The sequence below is a fragment of the Desulfosarcina variabilis str. Montpellier genome, assembly GCF_048565275.1.
Classification (GTDB): Bacteria; Desulfobacterota; Desulfobacteria; order Desulfobacterales; family Desulfosarcinaceae; genus Desulfosarcina; species Desulfosarcina variabilis.
On the sequence record NZ_CP159846.1, the window covers coordinates 7,393,123 to 7,418,400 of the forward strand.

Consider the following 25,278-nt stretch of genomic DNA (forward strand, 5'->3'; position numbering starts at 1 on the left):
CGGTTACTTAAAAATCCTTCTGTCGGCTGATGCCTGCTCAAAGTGGAACTGGAGAACTTGGAATTGAAAGCGATTGAAATGAGCAAAACGGTCGGCAAATGGTTTGTTTTCAGTATCATCGTGATGGCGAGTATCTCATCGTGGGAAATGGTGGCCTTCGCCGAAAGCCAGGCGAAGGAAAACGTCCAGCAGCTGGGCGTCGTCACGGTGACGGCCCCCGGATCGGAACAGAAGGTCGAAGATGTTCAAGCCACAATCGAGATCATCGATGCGGAAAAGATCGACAGCTTTTCCGGACGCAGTCTTTCTCAAGTGCTGCAGCAGGCCGGCGGTATTTTCGTCACCGACAGTGGCAGTACCTCCAGTCTGACCATCCGGGGATTCGAAAGCGGCCAGGCGCTCATTCTGGTCAATGGCATGCGTCGCACCGGGAAATACGGATCCACAGATCTGAACAGCATTCAGTTGGAGGATATTGAGCGGATCGAAATCGTGCGTGGCCCCATGTCCGCCCTTTACGGGTCGGATGCCATGTCCGGCGTCGTCAACATCGTGACTCGCAAAGCCGGTGATGAGAAGTCGTTGAGTGCCAAACTCATTGGCGGGATGGCGCAAAACGGGGACCGGGAGACAGTCATTGTCCGGGCAACGGGTAATCTGGGCGCCATTGGCAATACCCACCACCGGCTGTCAACGGAGATTAAACGCCGAGGCGACTACCGGATCGAAGAGGATCAGCCCTACACCAGCCTGAAGGATGAAGAGCGGCTTTTTTTCTCCTATAGCGGAGACTATGCCGTTAATGACGGCCACTTTCTGCGCTGGCATGCCGAATACGGCAACCAGGATGATGAAGGGATCAGTTCCAGCAGCAACCTGGGGTATCCTGCCACCTACGAGAAGGAGGACCGGATTCAACTGGATGCCCAATATAGGCAGACGTGGCAACAGAGTACCATTGATCTTAGTATCGGTTACGGCAATGCAGATACGGAATCCGAACGAACCGACGGCCCGGAATTTACCGATTACGACCAATATGAAGCCAACGGGGTATGGACCCTTTTTGCTGACAACGATCGGCATACTGTCAGTTTAGGGGCCGGTGCCAGCCACGAACAGATCGAGCTTTCGATCCTTACCGAGCGCCCCGATCGAGATGTCTACCATGGTTTCCTGCAGGATCAGTGGCAGATTGTAAATGACGTGACGTTAGTCGGCGGTGTCCGTTACGATCACTACAGTGATTTCGGCGATGCCCTCAATCCAAAGATTTCCCTTTCATGGGCTCCGGGTAATTATACTGCACGTGTCGGCTATGGCACCGCTTTTAAAGCGCCCGCCTATACCAGTATGTATAGCTATTTCGAGCGCAGTGCCGGTCGCAGCACCAGTATCATCTATGGCAATCCCGATCTCGAACCGGAAGAATCCCAAACCCTGGAAGCGGCCGTCGGCTACCGCGCCAAGCGCTTCAGTATGGAAGGCGTTTACCATTTCAACAAATTAAAAAATCTGATTGATGCGCAGCTCACTGATACATCCACGGACGCCAGCGGCGCACGCACAACTGAATATCTGTATGTTAATGTGAGCAAGGCGGAAATCTCGGGCGTCGAGTTGACCCTGAACGCAGATATTCTGGATAACTGGCAAATCAGCGCATCCTGGGAATATCTTGATAAAAAAGACGATGACACGGACGAACGCTTGACCGGCTATGCGCGCAGCACTGCTAAAATCGGCAGCACGATCAGCATGGGCGGATTTGCCCTGCATGCCTATTATCGCTGGCTGCACGACTACTACGGTTCGGATCCCAATCTGCCCCGTGGCTCCGACCCGGTGAATTCCACCTTTGACGTTGTCGACGTCAAGCTGGACTACCGGTTTTTCGATCACCATCTGCTCAGTGTAGGGGTCGACAACCTGCTCGATAAGGAAACCCCGGCCAATTTTACCAGAGGCGCATCACCGCTGGATCCGGGCGAGCGCTATTACTATTTAGGCTACAGCATCAATTATTAACCCGTGCCAATTCACAAGGAGGCTTTTCAATGAATCCCATCAAAAAAACATTGGCCATTATCGTTCTCACAGGCATCTGCATTTGCCTGAGTACAACCGTGTATGCCCACAAGCTGTGGCTCAACGCCACAGACTACTACCCGGAAATTTTCTCTCACCCCAAATACGCCCCCCAGCCACGCGCGAAAACCGTTGTCTATTTTGGGTGGGGTCACAAGCTACCTGTATCGGATCTGTTCAGTGACGATTATCTTGACACGCTCTTTTTGATTGATCCGGCAGGGGAAAAAACCAAGCTCACCCCCGGTAAGGGCGGCTTTATGGCCACCGAGCTGGAGATGAAAGAAGAAGGCGGGCGCATTGTTGCCGCATCCGTCAAACCAGGCTTTCATGGCGATGTGAAAGGCAAAAAAGATTTTTTTGAAATGCGCTATGAGATGTACGCCAAAGCATTGATCGCTGTTGGATCCGCGGGCCATGATGTTTTCACGAAGCCGATTGGCCAGCGTTTTGAAATTGTTCCCTTGCAGGATCCCAAAGACCTGAAGCCGGGTGACTGGTTCACGTTCAAGGTGCTGATAGACGGACGACCGGCCAGAGGAGCTGAAATTTCCGCATCGCCGTATGCCAAACCGCTGCTCACTGTCGTCGACAACATGACTTACAAAGAAACCGGTAAAATAAAAATCATGGATTCTTCCGGCCCCTGGATTGTGACCGCCAAACTGGAATTGCCGGCAACCCCGGAATTCAAGGATAAATGTTCCAAGCTTTATTTTATCTCAACCCTGACATTTGAGGTACCCTAAACACTTCAATCTTTCGCGGGCATGGCCCGCTCAAAGATCAGCTGCTTAGCCGTTTAGGCCGTAGGCTGAAGGACGGGCGGTATGCGGTCTGTCTCGACGATTGCCCAAATTCCTTCCATGCCCGCCTGTAGGAGCTGGCCATGCCTGCGACCCGATCAATCCGGCCAACATCCTTGTCGCGGCCATGGACCGCTCCTACAATGGTCTGCGATGGGAGCTAACAGCTAATTGCTAACGCCTAACAGCTCATGAAAGTGATGAGAAATTGCGCCAAATCATCGAGGTTCAAAAGCTGTCAAAGACCTTCGCCAACCGAGTGTGTGCGGTGAAAGACGTTTCCTTTCATGTAGAGGAAGGCGAGATTTTTGGTTTTCTGGGGCCCAACGGCGCCGGCAAATCCACCACCATCATGATGCTCACCACCCTTTTGGCCCCCACCGCCGGCAGGGCCGAAATCGCCGGTTTTGATGTACGCACCCAAGCCGGTAAGGTCCGGCCCAATATCGGTTATATTTCCCAGGATCTTGCGGTCGATGACCATCTGACGGGCAGACAGAATCTATGGCTGCAGGCCGGCTTCCATCACATGCCCAAGAAGAAAGCGACTGAACGAATCAAGGATCTGCTTGACCTCGTCGATCTAACGGCCCGTGCCGATGATGCGGTCGAGACCTATTCGGGCGGCATGCGCAAGCGACTGGATATCGCATCGGGCCTGATTCACCAGCCCCGGGTGTTGTTTCTCGATGAACCGACCCTGGGGCTGGACATCCAGACCAGACGCCAGATCTGGGCGTACATCACCTACCTGCGAACAAAAAAAAAGATGACCCTTTTTCTGACCACCCACTACATGGAGGAAGCCGATTTTCTGTGCGATCGGGTCGCCATCATCGACAACGGCACGATCAAGGCCGTGGGCTGCCCCGATGACTTGAAAAACCAGATCGGCAACGAAATGGTGCGCATGCGCTTCGATGAATCAGACGGCGATGGACTGGCTGACGCGCTGCGCCGCATCGGCGAGTTGGAGGGAGTCGATCGCATCGAGAAAAGTAATGGGCAATACACCGCCGTGGTCAAAAGCAGTGCGGCGGCCATCCCCAGCATCTGTCGGTCAAGCCTTTCGAGTGGCGTGAGAATTAGTTTCATGGCCGCCGAAAAGACCAGTCTGGCCGATGTCTATATGGCCTTCACCGGCAAAGCGCTCAGAAACGAAACCGGCGGCACGACGGATGCGCTACGGGCCCGCAGAGCCCTTGCCAGAATGAGGGCCTGACCATGACGGCTTTTTTGAGCGACATCTATCATATCTGCTGGCGGGACATGCGGCGTTTTTTCTCACAGCGTTCACGGATCCTTTTGACCCTGGTGCAGCCGCTGATCTGGCTGGTGTTGATGGGCAACATCATGTCCGGGATGACCCGTTCCGATTATGGCGCCGGCATGCTTTCAGGCGCACGCTACATCGATTTCATGACGCCGGGTATCATGATCATGACGGCCCTGTTCAACGGCACCTTTTGCGGTTTTTCCCTGGTCTGGGACCGGCGCTTCGGGTTCCTCTACAAAATGCTGGTCGCACCGGTCAGCCGGGTGGCCATCCCCGTGGGCAAGATGACCGCCACCGCTATCCAGATTGGCCTTCAGGTGATCATCATCGGCATTATCGCCCACTTCATGCACGTGCATTTCTCGGCCGGAATCTTAGGATTCCTGATGATCGTGACCATCGCCGGCATCTTCAGTTTCGCCATGGCAGGGGTCTCGCTCTCGATCGCCATCCATTTCAAGACGCTGGAAGGAGTTCACCCCATCCTGAATTTCATCAGTATGCCGCTGATGTTCACCAGCAATGCGGTTTTCCCGAAGGCGGCCATGCCCGACTGGATGCAGGTGATTTGCGACTGGAACCCCCTGACCCACGCCATCACCCCCATGCGTACTCTGGTGGTCGAGGGCTGGGTCTGGGATCAGATCATTCCGGGGCTGGCGTTCAACCTGACATTTGCCCTGGTGATGGTGCTGGTGTCGACTATGCAGTTCCGGCGGGCCATTGGCTAAGAGCCTGTTTGATAAATCCGTCTAAGGCCCGCTAACGGCGTTGGAAAGTGTCTCAAAATGCTCACATATTACATATATGCTCCGCTTTTGAGCGACTTTCCGCCTTGTTATCGGGCCTGATCCAGACTTCTCAAACAGGCTCTAAACAGTGTCCACCCATTTTCTGGACGGACACTGACTATACATGCGACTTGTGGAGACTTCGATGCAAAAAGATCTGAAATTAATGTTGAGCCTGCTGATCATCCTCATACTATCGTTTTCTCATCCATGCTGGTCGGACGAGAAGAATCAGGAAAAGCAGGGAAAAGCCGTGAATCTGGGCGACGTGGTCGTCACCGCCACGCGGACCGAACGGGACATCAGCGATGTACCAGCCAGTGTGTCGGTAATCGATAAGGCGACCATTGAACAAAGTCCAGGTCAACGCCTGGAGGATATTCTGGCCACCATACCGGGCCTCGACCAGCAGGGCCAATACACGTTCGGACGAGGCCGCTCTGAAATCTACATGCGCGGCATCAACAGCATGGGCAAGGTGCTGGTCATGGTCGACGGCATCCCGATCAACTCCTCCTATGGCGGCACGGTCGAGTGGAACATGATTCCCAAGGAAAATATCGAGCGCATCGAAGTCGTTCGCGGCCCGGCCTCGAGCCTGTATGGGTCCTATGCCATGGCCGGGGTGATCAACGTCATCACCAAACGCCCCGACCACGGCCATGCGATCCGGTTCAAGCAGGAGTATGGCAGCATGAATACCTGGGATTCCGCATTGAGTGCCCAGGGACGGGGGGAGCTTTTCGGCTATCGGTTGAGCGGGCGGTACAACACGTCGGACGGCTATTATTCCCACGAGCCAAGGGAGCCCTGGGATACCGAAAGCGATCTTGAAATCAAGAATATCGATGGCGACTTTTACCTTTTTCATGACGATTACTCCTCGTTGAAACTGGGACTGTCCTATTATGAGAGAAATTTTGGTCGCGGATATGTGAGCAACGACATCGAGCGGGACGCGCGCAAGGCCAACCTGATTTATGAGCGCAATGCAGGCCGCATCGACTGGCGCGCCTCCGCCTATTATTACCGCGAATTTCAATTTGTCGATTTTTCCGGCAACAATCCGCCCTATGATGTTGTCGTGCAAAATGAGGAGCACACCTGGCCCTTTTACGGCGCCATGCTTCAATCCTCAATCGATCTTGCCGACTGGAATACACTGACCCTTGGCACCGAGTACAAGCACAGCAGCATCGAAGGTAAAGGATTCAACTACATCGATGAGCCCGGTCGAACCAACATTACCGAAGGGGAGCAGGATTACATTTCCCTTTACTTCCAGGAAGAGCTCTATCTTTTTGATCAAAGCCTGATCATCAATCTGGGCGCGCGCCAGGATTGGTGGCACAGCCATGACGGCTTTCATTATGACAACACCTATGCGCAACGAAATGTCGAATATGATGAAAAGCGCTGGGACTCGTTCAATCCCAAGCTTGGCCTGTTGTACCATTTCACCGAAAGCACCGCTCTGAGGGGCTCGGTGGCTAGGGGGTACACCGCCCCGCCCATCAACCAGATGTATCTGGTACTGCCCCGGGGCCGGGTCATGATGTACGGCAATCCCGAACTGGAACCGGAAATCCTGACCAGCTATGAAGCAGGCCTGGAGCAATTCTTTACCGAGCGACTGCGCGTGGGCCTGACCGCCTATTACAGCAAGGGCGAGGATTTCATCGGCCACCGGTATGAAAACGCCACCACCATGCGCTATGACAACATCAGCGAAGTCAAGATCCAGGGCATCGAAGCCGAAGCCGCATACACCATCACCCCCCACTTAACGGCGCGGTTGAATTACACCTACAACGAATCCACCATCGAAGACGATCCCACGGCGCCTGAAACCGAGGGCGACGACTTTCCCTATGTCCCCAGGCACAAGGGCAATGTCTCCCTGACCTATGCCCATCCCGACCGGTTCACGGCCAGGTGCACGCTCAGGTACGTCGGTAAACGCTATACCGACGTGCCCAATAACGAAGCCGAGGAATTGGACGACTACACGACCCTGGACCTGTACCTGGCCAAGACGATCTTTCAAAAGGTCAAGGTTTACCTGGCCTGCAATGACGTCTTCGACGAGCAGCCAGTGGAACTGGTCTGGTCCAATCGGTACACGAGTGAGGATGACAATGTGGTGACCCCGGGCCGGGTGTTCACCGCAGGCGTGGAATTTACCTTTTAACGGCAAAGCGGATCAGGAGAATAAACGATGACACAAGAGAAAAAACCACTGAAGATCGCCGGTTTCAGGGTAATCTATGGACCGAGCACCATCGGCCGGGTCTATCACCTGGCCGCCGAAAATAAAACTCGTGAGGGAATACCGGTCACGCTGAAATACAGCCAGCCGCCGGCCATGGCCGCACCGTTTCCCTCGCCGGAGTGGATCGAGTTCGCCAAAAATGAAGCCGACGTGGTGTTTTTCGGCTTTCCCCAGGAATTCAAAGCCCTCCACGAGCTTTTCGATGATCTCGCCCGGACCCTGGACAAACCGGTGGTACCGGTGTCTCCCGAAGTCATTGCCCTGGGCAACCTCGAGGAAGCGGATCTTGCCCGGGCCGTGGATTATCATCTCTTTGGCGGCCGCGAGAACATCACGGCCTTTTTCGGGTGGCTGGGCCAACTGGCCGGGAAAATACCGCCGGGCGAATCCACCACGCCCCGCGAAATGCCCTGGGCGGGCATCTACCATCCGCAAAGCGAAAAAAACTTTGACGATCTTGGCGACTATCTTGCCTGGGCCCCGAAACGCCAAACCTATGTGGGGCTGCTGTTTCCTCGCATTTTCTGGGTCGAGGAAAACCTGGCCGCCTTCAACGCCCTGATCGAGGAGATCGAGGGACGGGGCCTGGGCGTCATCCCCGTGTTCAGCGATGGCTGGTTCGGCCGGGTCAAAAACGATGATGTGATCCGTCAGTTTTTTATGCAGGGCGACCAGGCGGCCATCGACGTTCTGATCAGCTACAGCGCTTTTTTTCTCAAGTCCCATCACCAGCAGGCGTCCATCGAGCGGGAATCGACCACGGACGTTTTGGAACAACTCAACGTTCCGGTCATGAAAATGATCCATGCCGCCCGCCAGACCGAGGAACAGTGGCGCAGCGACATCCAGGGGCTGAACCTGCCGCAGGTGATCATCAGCATCACCTTGCCCGAGTTTGACGGCCTGATCGAACCGATCCTGATCGGCGGGTCGGAAGGCACGGGTGACTATGCACCGGCCACGCCCTTCCCGCAGCAGGTCGGCTATCTGGTGGATCGCATGATGCAATGGATTCACTTGCGCCGCAAACCCACGCCTGAGAAAAAGGTTGCCTTCGTATTGCTCAATTCGCCCTGCAAGAGCGTGGAAGCCACGGTGGGCACGGCCTTTGGCCTGGACAGCCTGGAAAGCCTGGCCCGCATCATGAACCAGATGAAGGACCTCGGGTACCAGATGGACTGGGTGCCGGCGGATGGAAAAGAACTGATCGAAACCATCATGGAACGTAAGGCCCTGCCCGATTTCCGGTGGACCACCATCGATGAGATCGTCTCCAAGGGCGGGGCGGCGGATTTCGTATCCCTTGACCGCTACCGGGACTGGTTTAGTACCCTGCCTGCCGATGCCCGCGAGAAAGTCGTGGCTGCCTGGGGTGATCCGGATGAGACCCGCCATCTGACGGGCGTTCAAAAACTCTCCTTCGGACTCCACGACGGTCGCATCGTCATTTCGGGCATTCAAACGGGCAACGTGTTCATCGGCGTTCAGCCCAAGCGCGGATGCGCCGGCTCACGCTGCGACGGCGAAGTCTGCAAAATCCTGCACGACCCCGAAGTGCCCCCGCCCCACCAGTGGCTGGCCTGGCACCAGTGGCTGGAAAACGACTTTGGCGCTGATGTGGTGGTGCATGTGGGCACCCACGGCGTGCTCGAGCTGTTGCCCGGCAAAACAACGGCCCTGACCGAGTCCTGTTTTCCGCGCATCTCTTTAGGTAAAGTACCCCATCTATACATCTACAACCTGACCAATCCCATGGAAGCGGTGGTCGCCAAGCGCCGCAGCAACGCCGTGATCACCGACCACATGCCGCCGGTGCTGGCCACCATGCGCCTTTCCGAGGATCTGGCCGACCTGGAGGAACTGCTCGAGGATTATCAAAAAGCCGTTCAATTAAATGAAAAACCACGCGCCGCAACCCTTTTCACCCAGATCGAGGAAAAAGCGCGCACCGCCGGTCTGCTGGCCGAGGACATGACCGCCGACCCTGAAGGCTTACATGAAAAACTGACCCTGTTGCGGGAGAGCCAGTTCCGCGACGGGTTGCATATTTTCGGCCAGGCCCCCGAAGGCGACGCCCTGGCCGAACTGATGAACACCGTGCTCAAGACGGCGCAGCCCGACTGCCCGGCCCTGCGCAGCGCCCTGGCAATCTGTTTTGGATGGGATCTGGAGGCCATGCTGGATGCCCCTGAGCGAACCGGCCCCACCGGCGTGAGCAATGGCAAGCTGCTCGACGAGTTGGACCGCCTGGGCCGGGATATTCTGCTGATCCTGATCCAGACCCTGCCGGATACCGTGGATCAGGCCATTGGCTCCGCCAGGGAGGTACTGGACGACTTCGCCCAAAGCCGGAACCTGGTTTTGCAAAGCGAAACCGAACTGCTACAAACGGTACTGGCCAAAGCCCTGCGCGTTATTCCCCTGGTCGGCCGCACCACCGATGAAATGCGGCATTTGCTGCGCGGCTTTGACGGCGCGTTCATCCCGTCCGGCGCTTCCGGAGCACTGGCCCGGGGCAAGGTGGAGGTCCTGCCCACCGGGCGCAACCTCTATTCCATCGATCCCTGGCGTATTCCCACGGCCGCGGCCTGGACCGTTGGCATGCGCCTGGCCGACGACCTGATCGCCCGTTACATCGAGGATGAAGGTGCCCCTCCCGAAACCATCGGCTTCACCCTGCGGGCCATGGACCCCTATCGCTCGGACGGCGAGATGATCGCCCAGATTCTCTATCTCTTGGGCATCCAGCCGGTATGGTCGGGGGGACGGGTCGTTGCCCTCAGACCCATCGCCCTGGATCAGCTTGGCCGGCCGCGAATCGACTGCACGGTCAACCTCTCCTCCATGCTGCGTGACGGCATGCCCAGAGCGTTTGAATTGATAGACCAGGCCGTGCAAATGGCCGCCGATCTGGACGAACCCCTGGCAAAGAATTACGTGCGCAAGCATGTTCAGGAAAGAGAGGCCGAGCTTCTGGCCGACCATGATGCCGGCGAGGCCCGGCGGCTGTCCACCTTCCGGATCTTCTCGTCGGCACCGGGATCCTACGGCACCGGCGTTGAGCTGGCCGTGGCCGCCTCGGCCTGGAAAGCGGAAAAAGACCTGGCCGGGGTGTATTTTCAGTGGACCAGTTATGCCTATGGTGACGGCGTCTATGCCCAGCAGGCCACCGATGAATTGATCCACAATTGCAGCCGGGTGACCGTGACCTTCGAAAAATTCGACTCCGATGAAATCGATCTCTTGGACTGCTGCCATATGTACGGCGTGCACGGCGGGTTTACCAACGCAGTAGAAGTGGCCTCGGGTCAATCGGTGCAGACCTATTTCGGCGACACCAGCGACCCGGCCCGCCCAGCCATCCGCACCCTTAAGGAGGAACTCTCCCGTATCGCCCACACCCGGCTGCTCAACCCGGCCTGGATCGAAGGCAAGAAGCGTCACGGTTACAAGGGTGCCGGGGACATCTCCAGCCGCACCAACCACATGTACGGGTGGCAGGCCACCACCAAGCAGGTGGAGAACTGGGTGTTCGACGGCATTGCCGAAAAATTCATCTTTGACGAGGCCAATCGCAAGTTTTTCGAGGAGAACAATCCCTGGGCCCAGGAGGAAATCGGCCGTCGCCTGCTGGAGGCCGAAAGCCGCGGATTGTGGCAGGCCGACCCTGAGACCCTGGAGCAGCTAAAGGAGCGCTATCTTGAAATCGAAGCCTGGATGGAAGACCGCATGGGGGATGTGGAAGGCGATTTCCAGGGCGGTGCCGTGGATATCATGACCGCCGATGATATTCCCGGCTGGAAGGAGAAAATGGAGGCGATACAGGCAAAATTGTAGGCAAGATCAACCGCGCCGGGCGAAACGCGTTTGGGGTGATGGATACGATTGAAAAATGCCAAATGACAAAACCCAAATGACAATTGAAGGATAACTTCGATTTTAAGAGCACAGTTCGAAATAGTTCAACGATCGTGGGAAAGGACGTGGCAATGCGAGAAGAGAATCTGAAGTTGAAGCTGAAACTGGAAACGACCTGGAAACAAACGCGTAAACACAGTTATGGATATTATTGTCTGATTTTGCTCATGGGCATCGTTCTGGCAGTGATGCCTGTCAATCAGGCCGACGCAGATGAAGAGGTCCGGAAATTGGACGAAATCGTGGTCACCGGCGTAAAGGAGGAAGTTAAAGAGGAGATCGCCATTACCGCCCTGTCGGAAGTCATTGAACTGGACGAACTGGAAACCACGGAGACCGTGCAGCGGCTTCAGGACTTATTCAACTATATGCCCGGGGTGGATATGATCCGCACTTCGACGGTCACCGAAGCCGCCGATCCGTTGAAATTGAGAGGTTTCGGCAGCACGCGCATGGCCATCCTCCTGGATGGAAGGCCGCTGAACAAAGCCGGTTCCATGGGGTCGAGCAACATGGACTGGGCATCGTTGTCCCTTGAAGCCGTCGAGAAAGTGGTGGTGGTCAGGGGTGGATGTACGGCTCTTTACGGCGGTGCCATCGGTGGCGTCATCAACATCATCACCCGCAAAAAGGTGAAAGACCCCGAAAAGAGCTATGAAGGCAAGCTGAGCGGTGAAGTCGCCAGCTACGACACGATACTGGGCAACGGCTACGTCATGAAATCCCTGGGTGACTTCACCTTGCTGCTCGGTGGAAACCATTCGGATACCGACGGCTACCTGAGAAACAACTATTTCGAATCCACGAACCTCACGGGCAGGCTTTCGTATGAGATGCCCACCAACGGCCGCATCAGCGTCGGCTATAAATACGGTCTCATGGAAAAAGGCATTCCCGTGCGCAATGATCCGGCTTTCCCGTTATCCCAATATGATCCGGACTACCCGGTGGTGGAAAAAGACACCACCTACTATATGACGGGCGGCGACAACTACTGGGACAAGGACATCCACTATTTCGATCTTTCCATTGACCAGCCCACACAAATCGGCAATTTCTCTTTGCAAGTGTTTCAAACCAAGGATGAATTCCGCCGCAAGCACTACATGTATATCGAAACCGGCCCGGAGCCCTATTTCCACCAGTCAGATTACCACTACAACAGAAATGAAACCAACGGGTTGCGCTTCACCCACGATCTTGCCTTCGGCAACCATAACCTGATCTGGGGGGGCGAGTATCAGAAAATGTATAACGGGTATGATGTCGACTCTTATCGGGGCCGCTCCTTTAAAGAATGGGGCGATACCGTGGAAATCAGCTCGGTCTTCATCGAGGATAAATATCAACTGACCCCGAAATTAGAGGCCATGCTGGGATTGCGCTACGATTATACCCGCTACCAGATCGAGAATCAGGACGACCAGGACTGCCTGGCCCCCAAGTTCAGCCTCAATTATGACCTGACCAACAACATCGCTGCTTACCTGGCGGTCGCGAAAGTCTTCAGGCCCCCTTATGCCAACTGGGAGCGGGGCTACCGGGATTCGGATCGACCCGAACTGGGGCTGGCCGATCCGGACGAAGGAATTCAGTACGAAACCGGCGTGGAATACAGAAAAGGCAAGTTCAGGACGCTGTTATCAACCTATTTTTACGACATGGACAGCTATATCGTCAAAGCACAGGGATTTGGCGGTTCCGGGCTAAAGGAAAATATCGAAGTCGACATTTTCGGCGTCGAATATCAAATCATCCTGACCCCCCTGCCCTGGCTGGAAACCTATGCCAACTATACCTATCAGCATATTGACGTGGTCGACATGAAGGCGCTGCCGGAAGATGAAGGCATTGACCTGGACGAATTGCCCGACCACAAGATCAACGCAGGATTCAAAATAAGAACCTGGAAGGATATCTCCTTCAACCTCAATGTCCGCTATGTCTCCGAGCGGACCACGGTGGATGACGACCCCATGGATGAATTCGTCACCGCCAGCATGAGTGTGCAGAAACAGTTTTTCGACTGCCTGACCGCCAAGGCGTACGTTTCCAATATCGCCGACGCCTCCTATGAAGAGACCTTCGGGTACGAAATGCCGGGGCGTTCGTATGGTGTCAATCTGGAATACACGTTTTAAATCACGATTAGCCGACACGTGTAACAATCAGAGGGAAGGATGTGGCAATGCGCGGGAAAACGTTGAAGTTGAAAATGAAAACCATCCGAAGGCAAACGCGTAAAAACAGTCATCGATTTTATTGTTTGATTTTACTCATGGGCATGGTTCTGGCAGTGATGCCTGTCAATCAGGCCAAAGCAAATGAAGCGGTCCAAAGCCTGGACGAAATCGTGGTCACCGGCGTAAGGGAGGAAGACAAAGAGAAAATTGCCATCACCGGCCTTTCCGAAGCCGTTGAAATGGATGAACTGGAGAGCACGGAAAGCGTGCAACGCCTTCAGGACCTGTTCATTCACCTGGCCGGTGTGGATATGGTCAGGACATCCACGGTCACTGAAAACTTCGACCCGTTCAAACTGAGAGGTTTCGACAGCGCAAGGATCGCAATCCTGCTGGACGGTAGGCCCATCAACAAGATCGGCGGGATGGGATCGGGCAATATCGACTGGTCTTCACTATCCCTGGAAAACGTTGAAAAAGTGGTCGTGGTCAGGGGCGGCAATACCGCCCTTTATGGCGGAGCGGTGGGCGGCGTCATCAATATCATTACGCGTAAACGCCTGAAAGACTCGGAAAAGAAATACCAGGGCAACGTAAGCGCCGAGGTGGCCAGTTACGATTCTAAAGTGGCCAAGGGATATGCCATGGGCGAAATGGGTCCCTTTACCTTGAGTCTGGGTCTCAACGGCGCGGAATCAGATGGTTTCTTACGTAATAATTACTATGAAGCACTGGATATGACCGGACGGCTGACGTACCAGATGCCCACGGACGGCAAGATCACATTGGGCTACAAAGTGGCCGACACTGAAAAGGGCATCCCTTTGTGCAATGACCCGGATTATCCGCTTAGCCAGTACGACCCGGACTACCCCATTATCGACGTTGTGACCAGCCCTTACATTCCGGGCGGGGACAATTACTGGACGAAATGGATGGAGTATTACGATATCATGGCCGAACAGCCCACCGATATCGGTACTTTTTCGCTGAACCTGTATCTGACCAAAGACGAATTCAAGCGTAGAGACTATCGGTACGCTTTCTATATCCCCACCCAATCCATGGAGTTTATCCAGGGCGACTATCACTATAACCGTAATGAAACCTATGGGGGCAGACTTACCCACGATCTGGCCTTTGGTAACATCGGCATCATTTACGGTGCGGATTATCAGAAAATGTACAACGAGTACAATGTCGATTCCTCTTTCGGCAACAGCTTCCAGGAAAGAGATCCCAGCCTGGAATGGCTCGCGGGCTTTATGGAGTTCCGGTATTTTATTCTCCCGGAACTCGAAACCATGCTGGGGCTGCGGTATGACGATGCGCGTTATCCCAGCCGGGACTATCAGGATCATGACAGCGCGCTGTCGCCGAAGTTCAGTCTGAACTACAACTTTTATGAAAACAGCAATGCGTTTTTGGCCATCTCAAAAGTGTTCAGGCCGCCTTACGCCAATTGGGAAGGCGGCAACAAAGTGTATGCCGATCCCACCAGCGGTTGGCTCGACCCGGATGAGGGGATCCAATATGAAATCGGCGCGCAGTACGGCACGCAGCAATTCAATACCAGTCTTGCTTATTACTTTTACGATATGGACAGCTATATTGTAAAAGGTCCCGGATACGGCCCTACAGGCGTAAAGGACAACATCGAGGTCGACTTGCAGGGCATCGAGTTCACGGCCGATTATACGCCGCTTGCATGGCTTACCGCCTATTTCAATTACACATACCAGTGGCACGACATTATTGACAGAAAGACGCTGCCGGAAACCGACCGAATTGACCTGGACGAGCTTCCCGATCACAAATTCAACATTGGTTTGCGGATCAAGCCGTGGAACAACGGGCTGGTGTTGCTTGATGGCCGTTATGTCTCAGAGCGAACGACGGTCAACAACGAAAATATGGACGCCTTCTTCACCGCCAATATGGCCGTTCAGCATAAATTTTTCAACCACCTGACCGTAAAGGGGTACATCGCCAATCTGTTTGACGAAGAATACAAAGAGTCCTACGGCTACACCATGCCTGACCGGACCTATGGTGTCAGTGTTAAATATGATTTCTGAAAACCTGTTGGATAAAATGGAAGGAGCGCCAATGCAACAAATACCGGAACTTCTGGATGTAGAAATGGAAGATTTTTATCAATCCATCAACGGCGGAGAAAAACTGTTTCTGCTCAAAGCCGCACTTGATCACGAGGTATTCGAGTTTTGCGATAAACCGGCAACCGCCGAAGAATTTTCCTCGACACACGGCACCCACACCGGTTTGACGGAAAAATTTTTCAACGCCCTGGCCGCATCCGGATTGTTAATCAAAACTGATTCGACATTTCAAAACAGCCCCTTGGCTTCTGCCTGCTTTATTGAAGGCAAGCCTTTCTATCAGGGCAATCTGATCGGGTTGATGCTCAAAACCCGGATGGAACGCTGGGCCAACCTCGGGCGGTGTCTGAAAGAAGGCCCGCTGCAACCTAAAAATGACAGGCGCCAGGTTTTCGACGCCCGCTTCACCAGGGCCATGGCCGAGGGTGCCATGCGCGGCGGTTTGCACCGCACCGTTTCGACCGTGACGGCGCTGCCCGAATTTCAGACGGCAAAAAAGCTGGTGGATATTGGCGGCGGGCACGGTTTGTACGCCATCGCCTTTGCTCAGGCCAATCCGGCCCTTGAAAGCGTGGTGTTCGACCTGCCCCAGGTCGTTGAAGCCACAAACGATTACATTCAATCCTATGAGATGCAGGACCGGGTGAGGGCCGTGGCCGGTGATTATACGGCAGATAGTTGGGGCCAAGGCGTTGATATCGTCTTTGCATCGGATTGTATGTACCGTCCCCGGGCGGTGTTGGAACCGATCTTAAGCAAGATCAAGGATTCACTCAACCCGGGCGGGATGTTTATTTCCAAGCACTGGATGATGGATGATCAGCGGACCTCTCCGGACACCACGGTATATTTCGATCTGATGGTCTCTTTGATGGGCAATTTCTCCGGCCACATCTATACAAACGCGGAATGGCGTCAGGTACTGGACTCGGCCGGTTTTACCGTCGAGAGTGTCGATATCTCATCGCCGTCAAAACCGTCCATGATTTTCGTGGGCAGAAAAAAAGCGTAATTGTCTGCTGCGGGAAAACAAATGACAAAAGCAAATCCACCCTATTTATGTTTGGCGATCCGCATGTTTGCCGGGCTCATCCTCTGCCTGGCAACGCTGGCCTGTGAAGCCGAAAAGCCTACGGACAATGCGCCGGGAAACCGGGTCCGCATCACGGACTGCGCCGGCCGCAGCGTCGATATCCCGAGTCCGGTTGAAACCGTGGTGGATCTGGCCATCCTCGATGGGACGCGAACCATGGTCGAGCTTGGCGCAGCCTCCATGCTGATCGGGCTCAACCACCATACCAAGGAGTACATGTATGGAGAAATGGGCAAGAAAAGAGACTACTGGTTTGCGGCTCCCAAAGCCGCCCCAGCGTTAAAGGATTTGCCGGATGTGGGCTTGTACAATGAGCCTAATGCGGAACTGATCGGCGCACTCAAACCGGATATCATTCTTGGTTATGCGCCGGCCAGGGATATGGCCGATGCCCTGCAAGCCCAGACCGGTATTCCGGTGGTCTGCATCAACGCGTCCGGCTGCCTTGACTTCAGCATGCATCGGCTGATGGGACGCATTCTCGGCAAGGAACGCAGGGCAGAACAGTTGACCGCCTATGTTCAGGAAAAAATCGCATGGATCAAGGCTGAGATATCGCAAATACCGGAAGATGAAAGGGTAAAGGTCTTCTACTGGGGCTGGCCGCGCCTCGACGCCCCGCGGACCTTTGCGCCATACGATCCCATCGACTTTGCCGGCGGGATCAACGTGGCCATGGCGGCCGACATCAAGCCCTATGAGGCCTATGACGTGACCAAGGAGCAGATCGCTGTCTGGGATGCGGATGTCATCCTCATCCACGGCGGCAACCTTCATCCATCCATGACCATTGACGATGTGCTAAGCGACCCCGCACTCAAGACCGTTCGCGCGGTGAAAACCAGGCGGGTCTATTTTACCAAGGGATTCATGATCGGTTGGGATCCGGCCCTGGGTGTCTGTGAGGTCTTTTATATGGCCAAACTGTTCTACCCCGACCGGTTCAGTAAGCTCGATGTTGAAAGGCAGTGCAATGCCATATTGGAGAAATTTTACGGTACGGCCGGCCTTTACACCGAATTGCTGAAAAAAAGTTACCTTCACACCTGGAAATAGGACGATCGGGATGGATTGCAGCCAAGGCTATCTGCTCAAATACGCCAGGATAAACCGTGCCACCGGCTTGTCCAGGAACGGCAACGCTGAACTCGATGCGTATGTCAGGCATGCCCGCAGAAATACGCTGTGGATCGTCGCATTGCTGATATCGATCGTAATTCTCGGCACGATTGCCATTGTTCTCGGACCGCTGGACCTGTCCATCGCTGATGTTTATGCCACCATTTTACATCGATTTTTTCCCGGTCTTTTTTCTCCGCCCAGTGAACTGGCCGAGAGAACCATCTGGTATATCCGGCTTCCCCGGCTGATCATGGGAATCGCCGCCGGCTTCAGCCTTGCCGTTTCCGGTGCCGTGATGCAACCGGTCCTGCGCAACCCCCTGGCCAGCCCTTTCACCCTGGGAATATCGGCCGGCGCGGGATTTGGCGCCGCCATCGCCATCGTTTTTCAGAAAAGCCTGGGCGCAGGCACGTTTTTCGTGGTGGCCAATGCATTCGTATTCGCCCTTTTCACCGCCTTCGTTATCCTGGGGCTGGCCAGGTACAAAGGGGCCACCCCCGAAACCATGATCCTCACCGGCGTGGCCATCTCCTATCTGTTTCACGCCTGCACGACCCTGATGGAATATTTTGCCGACGCATGGGCCGTCAGGGAGGTGGTCTTCTGGCTGGTGGGAAGCCTGGCCAAGGCGACCTGGGGCAATCTTGGCTATATTCTTTTGGTGCTGGTCGGCTGCACCCCCATTCTCATCTACAAAGCCTGGGATCTGAATGTGATGAGTATCGGGGATGAGGCCGCCAAGAGCCTCGGAACCCGGGTGCAACGAACCCGGATGCTGCTCATGGTCGTGGCGTCGCTGGTCACAGCCACCACCATCTGTTTTACGGGCACCATCGGGTTTATCGGTTTGGTGGCGCCGCACATCACCCGCATGATCATCGGCGGCGACAATCGTTTCGTGGTGCCTGCCTCCGGTCTTTTGGGCGCCTTGCTGCTGGCCGGCGCCGACATCCTGGCCGTCAACATCATCTCACCCACGGTTATTCCCATTGGAGTCATGACCTCATTCATGGGGGTTCCGCTGTTCATTTACCTGATTATGAGAAGAAAGCGGGAGACGTGGCGATGAGGCTGACGGTAAACGATGTCATGTTCAGCTATAACAGTGCGCCAGTCCTGAATGACATCTCATTTGAACTGGCGCGTGGTGAGATTCTCTCCATCGTCGGGCCCAATGGAACGGGCAAGTCCACCCTGCTGCGCTGTATGGACGGCCTTATCCGTCCGAACAAAGGCAGCGTTTTCCTGGCCAGCGAGAATATCCGGAACATGGACCGGTCCCAAATCGCCCGCCATCTGGGGTATGTGCCGCAAACCTTCGATACGGTCTTTCCGCTAAAAGTGCTCGACATGGTCCTTCTGGGGCGCCATCCCCACATGATGTGGAAAAGAAGCCGCAGCGACCTTGAAAAAGCCTATGCCGCCTTGCAGCTCATGGGCATCGAGGATCTTGCCATGCGCAATTTCAACGAAATCAGCGGCGGCCAGCAGCAGAAGGTCATTATCGCCAGGGCCCTGGCCCAGGAAGCCCAGGTGTTGCTGCTGGACGAACCGACCAGCAATCTGGATATCATGCACCAGCTGGAGGTCATGGAACTGGTTAAACGCATGGTGTCCGCCATGGCCCTTTCCGTGGTTGTGTCGGTGCACGATCTCAACCTCGCGGCAAGATATTCCGATCGGGTACTCATGCTGCATCAGGGCCGGATCGTTGCCGCCGGCGATCCGTTAACCGTTTTTACCAGCGACAATATCGCCGCCGTCTACCATGTCAAAGCAACGGTCGACACCGTGGAAGGCCGGCCGCATATCATCCCGTTGAAACCCCTTCAACGCAACGAAAAGCAAAGGAGCGAGAACAACCAGTGAAAATGAACACCGACATCAAGGACGTGCTGGCAGACAGCATTATCTACCTGGCCACGGCATCCAAAACCGGCATCCCCAATGTGGTGCCCATCGGCGGCAAAAAAGTCATCGATGACCAGACCCTGCTCATTGTAGATGTGCTTTTGAACCGGACCAAAAAGAATATTATCGAAAATCCAACAGTAGCCATTATCGTCGAGGATTTGAAACGGGAAAAACCGTGTTCCTACCAGATCAAGGGAAAAGCCGAAATCCATACGAACGGGGACTATCTTCAACAAGCCATTTCCGTATCCGAAAATGCTTTTGCCAAACGCAAAAAAGCAGGGCACAGGACAAAATACAAAGTACGATCAGCGGTCCTGGTGACCGTTGAAGAAATATTCTCCAACATGCATGGCGGCAGGAAAGTCTCAGAGGAACACGCATGATTTTCAGAAAAAACACCTCGCAGTGGCTGACACTTCACTTCTTTCTGTTGCTGGCCTGCAGCCTCACCATGGGTTGTTCCCAGAAAGCGGAAAACCCCCAACCGCAACCGTCGCAACTGGTCATCGGCTCCCAGTTCGACATCGGCGGCAGTATCGATCCGAAGCAGGGACTCGGCGGCCCCTGCCTGGCAGCCAAACTGCTGATTTTCGAAACGCCGGTCTATTTTGACGAGAACTATAAAATGCAGCCGCTGCTGTTCACCGCCTGGACGCCCTCCGAGGATGCGAGAACATGGACCGTCCACCTGCGCGAGGATGTGCGCTTTTCCGACGGCACACCGTTTGCGGCGGATGCCCTTATGTTTTCCGTGCGCTATATGACGGGTCCTGGATTGCATCTGGCCGATATCCGTGAGATGGAGGCCATCAACGATCACACCGTGCGCCTGACGCTAAACGCCCCGGACGCCGTGTTCATCCATACCCTCTCTTCACTGCCCATCATCAGCCCGTCCAGCCTGGATCAGGGCGGGCACTTTGCCAAGCCGGTGGGAACCGGGCCGTTTACATTTGTCGAGTATACCCAGGGACAGCAACTGGTCTACCAGCGCAACGATGATTACTGGGGCACCAAGCCCGGTGTGGAAAAGGTGGTTTTCAAATTCATTCCGGACTTCAACACCCGTTCCATGGCCCTGGAATCAGGGGAAATCGACATCGCCGACTACCTGCCGGCTGAAATTCTCAAAAAGCTCGAGGATGATCCTGGCTTCACGGTGGCCCGTAAAATCCCCAGCCCCTGCCCCAACTGGATCGGGTTGAACACGACCCGGCCGCCCTTCGATGACGTTCGCGTGAGACGAGCCGTCAACTATGCCGTGGATGTCCAGGCCATTGTCGAACGGCTGATCAACGCCATTCTTCCGGGGCTGGCCGTTCCCGCCACCCGCGGCCCCCATTCCCAGCCCCTGTTCGCGGGCATCGTTGATCCGGATCTGACCTGGTACGGTTATGATCCGATGGCCGCCAAACAGCTCTTGGCTGAGGCCGGCTGGCAGGATGCAGACGGTGACGGCATCCTGGATAAAGACGGGGTCCCACTCAAGGTGGAACTGATCTCCTCCCTGCTCTACGCGGAAGGGACCGAGATCGCCGAGGCCGTGCAAAGCCAGCTCGCGGCCGTGGGCATGGATGTACAGGTGCGCGTGCTGGAATCCGGCGCCCGGTTTCAAGCTTACCGGGAGAAAAAATACGATATGATCGAGCTGGCCGGGATATGCCCCCACAACGATCCATCGCCGTGGTATGAGTACTATTTTCATTCCAAAAAGCAGCGCGCCTATTGCGTAATCGAAGACCCGGCCATCGATGCGGCGATCGACCGCCTGGCAGCCACCGTGGACGAAAACGATCGCACTCAGGTGCTTCGCCATCTTCAAACACTGCTGGAGGAAACCGCACCGGGCATTTTCCTGTATATCCAAAACGGCGCCCTGGCCTTTCGCAGCGACCTGAAAGGCTTTAAAACCTATTGCGGCATGTCCGGCGCGTTTTCGTATGCCCGGTTTGTGCACCCATAAGATGCCTGGACCGGACCGCTCATGGACGAGTATCTGTTAAAGCGCATGGTCTCCTCGGTCATCGCCATCACCGGCGTCAGCCTGCTGACCTTTTTTCTGCTGTTTGTGCTGCCCGGTGATCCGGCTGAGATGTTGGCGATTTCCAAATACGGTCCCCGGGACGCCACCCAGGCGGCCATCGATCACCTCATCCGCCAGGAAGGCCTGGATCAGCCCATTGTCATCCAGTACGCCCGCTGGCTTAAGGGTGTGGTCAGCGGCGACATGGGTACATCGCGCATATACGGTAAACCAGTGTGGCAGGAAATCAACGTCCGGCTGCCGGCCACGCTCTGTCTGGCCGGCACCGGTCTGGTGGTGTCCCTGTGCGCCGGCCTGCCGCTGGGCATTGTCGCCGCACTGCAGCGGGGCACGCGCTGGGACCATCTGGCCACCGGGACATCCCTGATCGGTGTGGCCATTCCCAACTTCTGGCTGGGCCTGATCCTGATTCTCGTGTTCGGCCTTTACTTGGGATGGCTGCCGACCTTCGGGTATGGCACCCTGCCCCATCTGGTCCTGCCCGCGGCCACCGTGGGCATATCCATGGCCGGCATCACGGCCCGCCTGACCCGCTCGGCCGTCATCGACGTCCTGGGCCAGGCCTACATCAAGACCGCCCGGGCCAAGGGATTGCCCGGCCGCGTCATTTTGAGCCGGCATGTAATCAAAAACGCGCTGATTCCCATTGTCACCATCGCCGGCATCCAACTGGGCCATCTGCTGGAGGGAACCGTGATTATCGAAATGGTATTCGCCTGGCCGGGCATCGGCCGTTTGCTGATCGAGGCCGTGCACAACCGCGATGTGCCGCAGATCCAGGGCTGCGTGCTTTACATCGCCATTGTCTTCTGCCTGGTCAACGTTTTGATCGACCTTTTATACACCCGGCTCGACCCGCGGGTAAGGCTCACTGACCGTGACTGATACGTTTTCACCCATCGGCCGTCTGGCAGACCACAGGCTTGCCCTGGCCGGTGGTATTCTCATCCTGATGGTCAGCCTGATGGCGGTGCTGGCGCCCCATGTGGCCCCCCATGATCCGCGGCAAACCGATCTGGAGCACAGCCTGACGGCGCCCAACCGCACTTTCCCCTTGGGCACCAACAAGCTGGGCCGCTGCGTTTTCTCCCAGATGATCTATGGTGCCAGAGTGACCCTGGGCGTGGGCATGGGCGTAGTGCTCGTCTCGGCCCTGGTGGGGATGATCCTGGGCGTTGTCTCCGGTTACTACGGCGGGATGGTCGACGAGGTGATCATGCGCTTGGTGGACGTCATGTTTGCCCTGCCCGGGATACTGCCGGCCTTGATCATCGCCGGCCTGCTGGGTCCCGGCATATTCAACCTGATGCTGGCGCTGACGGTCACCGCCTGGGCCGGCTACGCCCGGATCGTGCGCAGCAGTGTGCTGACGATCAAGCCCCTGCCCTTCGTGGAATCGGCAAAAGCCCTGGGGGCCTCGCATCTTTACATCATGCGGGTGCATATCATTCCCAACTGCCTGGCGCCGGTCATCGTCCTGGCGACATTCGGCGTGGCCCGGGCGATTCTGGCCGTGTCGGCCTTGAGTTTTCTGGGATTGGGATGCCAGACCCCCAATTTCGACTGGGGGGCAATGCTCAAGGAAAGCCTGCTTTACATGCGTACCGCCCCGCATCTTCTCGTGTATCCGGGCCTGGCCATCATGCTCCTGGTGCTGGCCTTTAATTTTCTCGGGGATGGATTGAGAGATCTCATGGACGTCCAAGCAAACAGAAAGCAAGAATACTAACCGTGGTATTGCTTGATATCCATCAGCTCTGTGTGCGCCTGGTCACCCGCGCCGGCATGGTCGAGGCCAACAGCAACATTAACTTACACATCCGTCAGGATGAGCGTGTGGGCCTGATCGGCGAAACCGGATGCGGGAAATCCATTCTCGGTCACGCCCTGGTGGGATTGCTTCCTGAAAACGCCGTGGCCACCGGGAAAATTATCTATAACGGCCGGAATCTGCTGACACAGCCCGAGGCGGTCCTGCAGAAGATCCGAGGTCGGGACATCGCCATGATCTTTCAGGATCCACGTTCCTCGCTCAACCCGGTGCTGACCGTCTACCAGCAACTGATGGAAATCTATCGCTACCGGCTGAGTGTTCCGCGCAAACAAATCCGGGCCAAAACCGTCCGCCTGTTAGAGCAGGTGGGCATCGATGCACAGCGCATGGACGACTATCCGCACCAGTTCAGCGGTGGCATGCTGCAACGGGTGATGATCGCCATGGCCATTGCCTTTCAGCCGCCAGTTCTGGTGGCCGACGAGATCACCAAGGGCCTGGACCGGCCGGTGAAGTGGAAAATCGTGGACCTGATCCGGGAAGTGACGGCAGACAGCAGCATGTTGCTGATCACCCATGATCTCACGGTGGCCAGGGCCCTTTGCGACCGCATCGCGGTGATGTACGCCGGTGAAATTGTGGAAATCAACCGCACCGAGAGCCTTTTCAACACCCCCGCCCATCCCTACACCCGGGGGCTGATCAGCGCCCTGCCTGCCTCGGGCCTGCATCCCATTGCCGGCCAGGCTCCCGGGCTGACCGGTCTGCCCCATGGATGCCGGTTTCATCCACGTTGCGCGGTCAGGGAGCGGATCTGCTCGCGGCGTCATCCCCAGCTGCGTCCGCTGGGCAATGATCATTACCTGAGGTGTAGTTGAATGGCGCTTTTAACGGTCGAGAATTTAACTAAATGCTTCACTTCCGGTTTTCTGCGAAAAAAGGGGCGCTGGGTGGTGCGGGAGGTGTCATTTACCATCGATGCAGGAGAAACCCTGGGACTGATCGGCGAGAGCGGCAGCGGCAAAACCACCCTGGCGCGCCTGGTCGCCGGGCTGATCAGACCCACCGCAGGCCGGATTGTCTTTGACGGGACGACCCTATCCAGCACGAAGGGCGGACGGATGCGCTCGATCAGAAAAGCGCTGCAGATCGTCTTTCAGAATCCCGAAACCGCGTTCAACCCGAAAATGAAACTGAAAGACAGCCTGGCCGAGCCGCTGCGCATTCACGAGAAGATGGCGAAAAAAGCGGTGGCCGGTAAAGTCATGGACATGGCCCGGGACCTGGCCCTGCCCGAAGAATTGCTTGACCGGTACCCCCATCAACTCAGCGGCGGGCAGATTCAGCGGGCCGTGCTGGCCCGCCTGCTATGCCTGAATCCCCGGCTGATCATCCTGGATGAACCCACATCCATGCTCGATGTGTCCTGCCAGGCCCAGATCCTGAGTCTTTTGAAGGAAATTCAGCAGGCATCAAAGATGGCGTATATATTTATTTCCCATGATCTGGAAGTGGTGGCGCACATGAGCGATGCCATGGGGGTGCTGCGTGGTGGCCGACTGGTCGAATACGGTCCCCGGCAGCAGGTGCTGGAGGCGCCGCGGCATCCCCATACCCGGTATCTGATACATGGAGAAAGAAAGGTTGATCGGGAGGATGGGGATCCGGTTGAAGTTCCTGGCCGCCGGCATTGAATGATGGAACAGTGTTAAGTGTTAAGTATCGTAGATCGGGTTGAGCCTAGCGATACCCGACAACCGATTGTTGGGTTTCGTGCCTCAACCCAACCTACAAGTGCATGGTAAATTTGCTATTAGCTATTAGCTGTTAGCATTAATTAAAGAGGATGTTGAACGGTTTTAGCTAAAAGCTAA

Annotated in this window: 18 protein-coding genes; all 18 read left to right on the plus strand. The window is 55.7% G+C overall.

The window, feature by feature from the left end; genetic code table 11:
• Positions 1-63: 63 nt before the first annotated feature.
• The 18 genes from Dvar_RS33370 to Dvar_RS33455 all read left to right on the plus strand — a co-directional run bounded on the left by Dvar_RS33370 (position 64) and on the right by Dvar_RS33455 (position 25,098).
• A complete protein-coding gene (locus tag Dvar_RS33370) occupies positions 64-2,028 on the plus strand; it encodes a TonB-dependent receptor plug domain-containing protein (protein ID WP_419657452.1) in 1,965 nt (654 codons plus the stop codon).
• Between the two features lie 29 nt (positions 2,029-2,057).
• Positions 2,058-2,837 carry a DUF4198 domain-containing protein gene (locus tag Dvar_RS33375; protein WP_419657453.1) on the plus strand — a complete coding sequence of 260 codons (780 nt, stop codon included), beginning with the start codon at positions 2,058-2,060 and terminating at the stop codon, positions 2,835-2,837.
• A 265-nt stretch (positions 2,838-3,102) separates the two neighbouring features.
• Positions 3,103-4,116, plus strand: coding sequence for an ATP-binding cassette domain-containing protein (locus tag Dvar_RS33380; RefSeq protein WP_419657454.1), 1,014 nt, complete (start codon positions 3,103-3,105; stop codon positions 4,114-4,116).
• Positions 4,117-4,118: 2 nt separating this feature from the next.
• The gene (locus Dvar_RS33385; RefSeq protein ID WP_419657455.1) at positions 4,119-4,901 is read left to right on the plus strand and encodes an ABC transporter permease; all 783 of its coding nucleotides are present in this window, start codon (positions 4,119-4,121) and stop codon (positions 4,899-4,901) included.
• Positions 4,902-5,106: 205 nt separating this feature from the next.
• A complete protein-coding gene (locus tag Dvar_RS33390) occupies positions 5,107-7,152 on the plus strand; it encodes a TonB-dependent receptor (protein WP_419657456.1) in 2,046 nt (681 codons plus the stop codon).
• A gap of 27 nt (positions 7,153-7,179) precedes the next feature.
• Positions 7,180-11,070 carry a cobaltochelatase subunit CobN gene (gene cobN, locus Dvar_RS33395; protein ID WP_419657457.1) on the plus strand — a complete coding sequence of 1,297 codons (3,891 nt, stop codon included), beginning with the start codon at positions 7,180-7,182 and terminating at the stop codon, positions 11,068-11,070.
• A 152-nt stretch (positions 11,071-11,222) separates the two neighbouring features.
• On the plus strand, positions 11,223-13,292 hold the full coding sequence (locus Dvar_RS33400) for a TonB-dependent receptor plug domain-containing protein (RefSeq protein WP_419657458.1): 2,070 nt from the start codon (positions 11,223-11,225) through the stop codon (positions 13,290-13,292).
• A gap of 47 nt (positions 13,293-13,339) precedes the next feature.
• Complete coding sequence (locus tag Dvar_RS33405) at positions 13,340-15,412, plus strand: TonB-dependent receptor (protein WP_419657459.1); 2,073 nt, start codon at positions 13,340-13,342, stop codon at positions 15,410-15,412.
• A gap of 31 nt (positions 15,413-15,443) precedes the next feature.
• Positions 15,444-16,466, plus strand: coding sequence for a methyltransferase (locus tag Dvar_RS33410; RefSeq protein WP_419657460.1), 1,023 nt, complete (start codon positions 15,444-15,446; stop codon positions 16,464-16,466).
• A 21-nt stretch (positions 16,467-16,487) separates the two neighbouring features.
• Positions 16,488-17,603, plus strand: coding sequence for an ABC transporter substrate-binding protein (locus Dvar_RS33415; RefSeq protein WP_419657461.1), 1,116 nt, complete (start codon positions 16,488-16,490; stop codon positions 17,601-17,603).
• Between the two features lie 10 nt (positions 17,604-17,613).
• A complete protein-coding gene (locus tag Dvar_RS33420) occupies positions 17,614-18,738 on the plus strand; it encodes a FecCD family ABC transporter permease (RefSeq protein WP_419657462.1) in 1,125 nt (374 codons plus the stop codon).
• Positions 18,735-19,538, plus strand: a complete 804-nt coding sequence (locus Dvar_RS33425; RefSeq protein WP_419657463.1) for an ABC transporter ATP-binding protein — start codon at positions 18,735-18,737, stop codon at positions 19,536-19,538. Before Dvar_RS33420 ends, Dvar_RS33425 begins: the two co-directional genes overlap by 4 nt.
• 2 nt (positions 19,539-19,540) lie before the next feature.
• On the plus strand, positions 19,541-19,969 hold the full coding sequence (locus Dvar_RS33430) for a pyridoxamine 5'-phosphate oxidase family protein (RefSeq protein WP_419664197.1): 429 nt from the start codon (positions 19,541-19,543) through the stop codon (positions 19,967-19,969).
• The gene (locus tag Dvar_RS33435; protein ID WP_419657464.1) at positions 19,966-21,549 is read left to right on the plus strand and encodes an ABC transporter substrate-binding protein; all 1,584 of its coding nucleotides are present in this window, start codon (positions 19,966-19,968) and stop codon (positions 21,547-21,549) included. The genes Dvar_RS33430 and Dvar_RS33435 overlap by 4 nt, the downstream gene beginning before the upstream one ends.
• 21 nt (positions 21,550-21,570) lie before the next feature.
• On the plus strand, positions 21,571-22,515 hold the full coding sequence (locus Dvar_RS33440) for an ABC transporter permease (protein ID WP_419657465.1): 945 nt from the start codon (positions 21,571-21,573) through the stop codon (positions 22,513-22,515).
• Positions 22,508-23,359 (plus strand): ABC transporter permease, encoded by an 852-nt coding sequence (locus tag Dvar_RS33445; protein ID WP_419657466.1) that lies wholly within the window; start codon positions 22,508-22,510, stop codon positions 23,357-23,359. Before Dvar_RS33440 ends, Dvar_RS33445 begins: the two co-directional genes overlap by 8 nt.
• Positions 23,360-23,361: 2 nt before the next feature.
• A complete protein-coding gene (locus Dvar_RS33450; RefSeq protein WP_419657467.1) occupies positions 23,362-24,282 on the plus strand; it encodes an ABC transporter ATP-binding protein in 921 nt (306 codons plus the stop codon).
• The gene (locus tag Dvar_RS33455) at positions 24,283-25,098 is read left to right on the plus strand and encodes an ABC transporter ATP-binding protein (protein WP_419657468.1); all 816 of its coding nucleotides are present in this window, start codon (positions 24,283-24,285) and stop codon (positions 25,096-25,098) included.
• Positions 25,099-25,278: the final 180 nt, after the last annotated feature.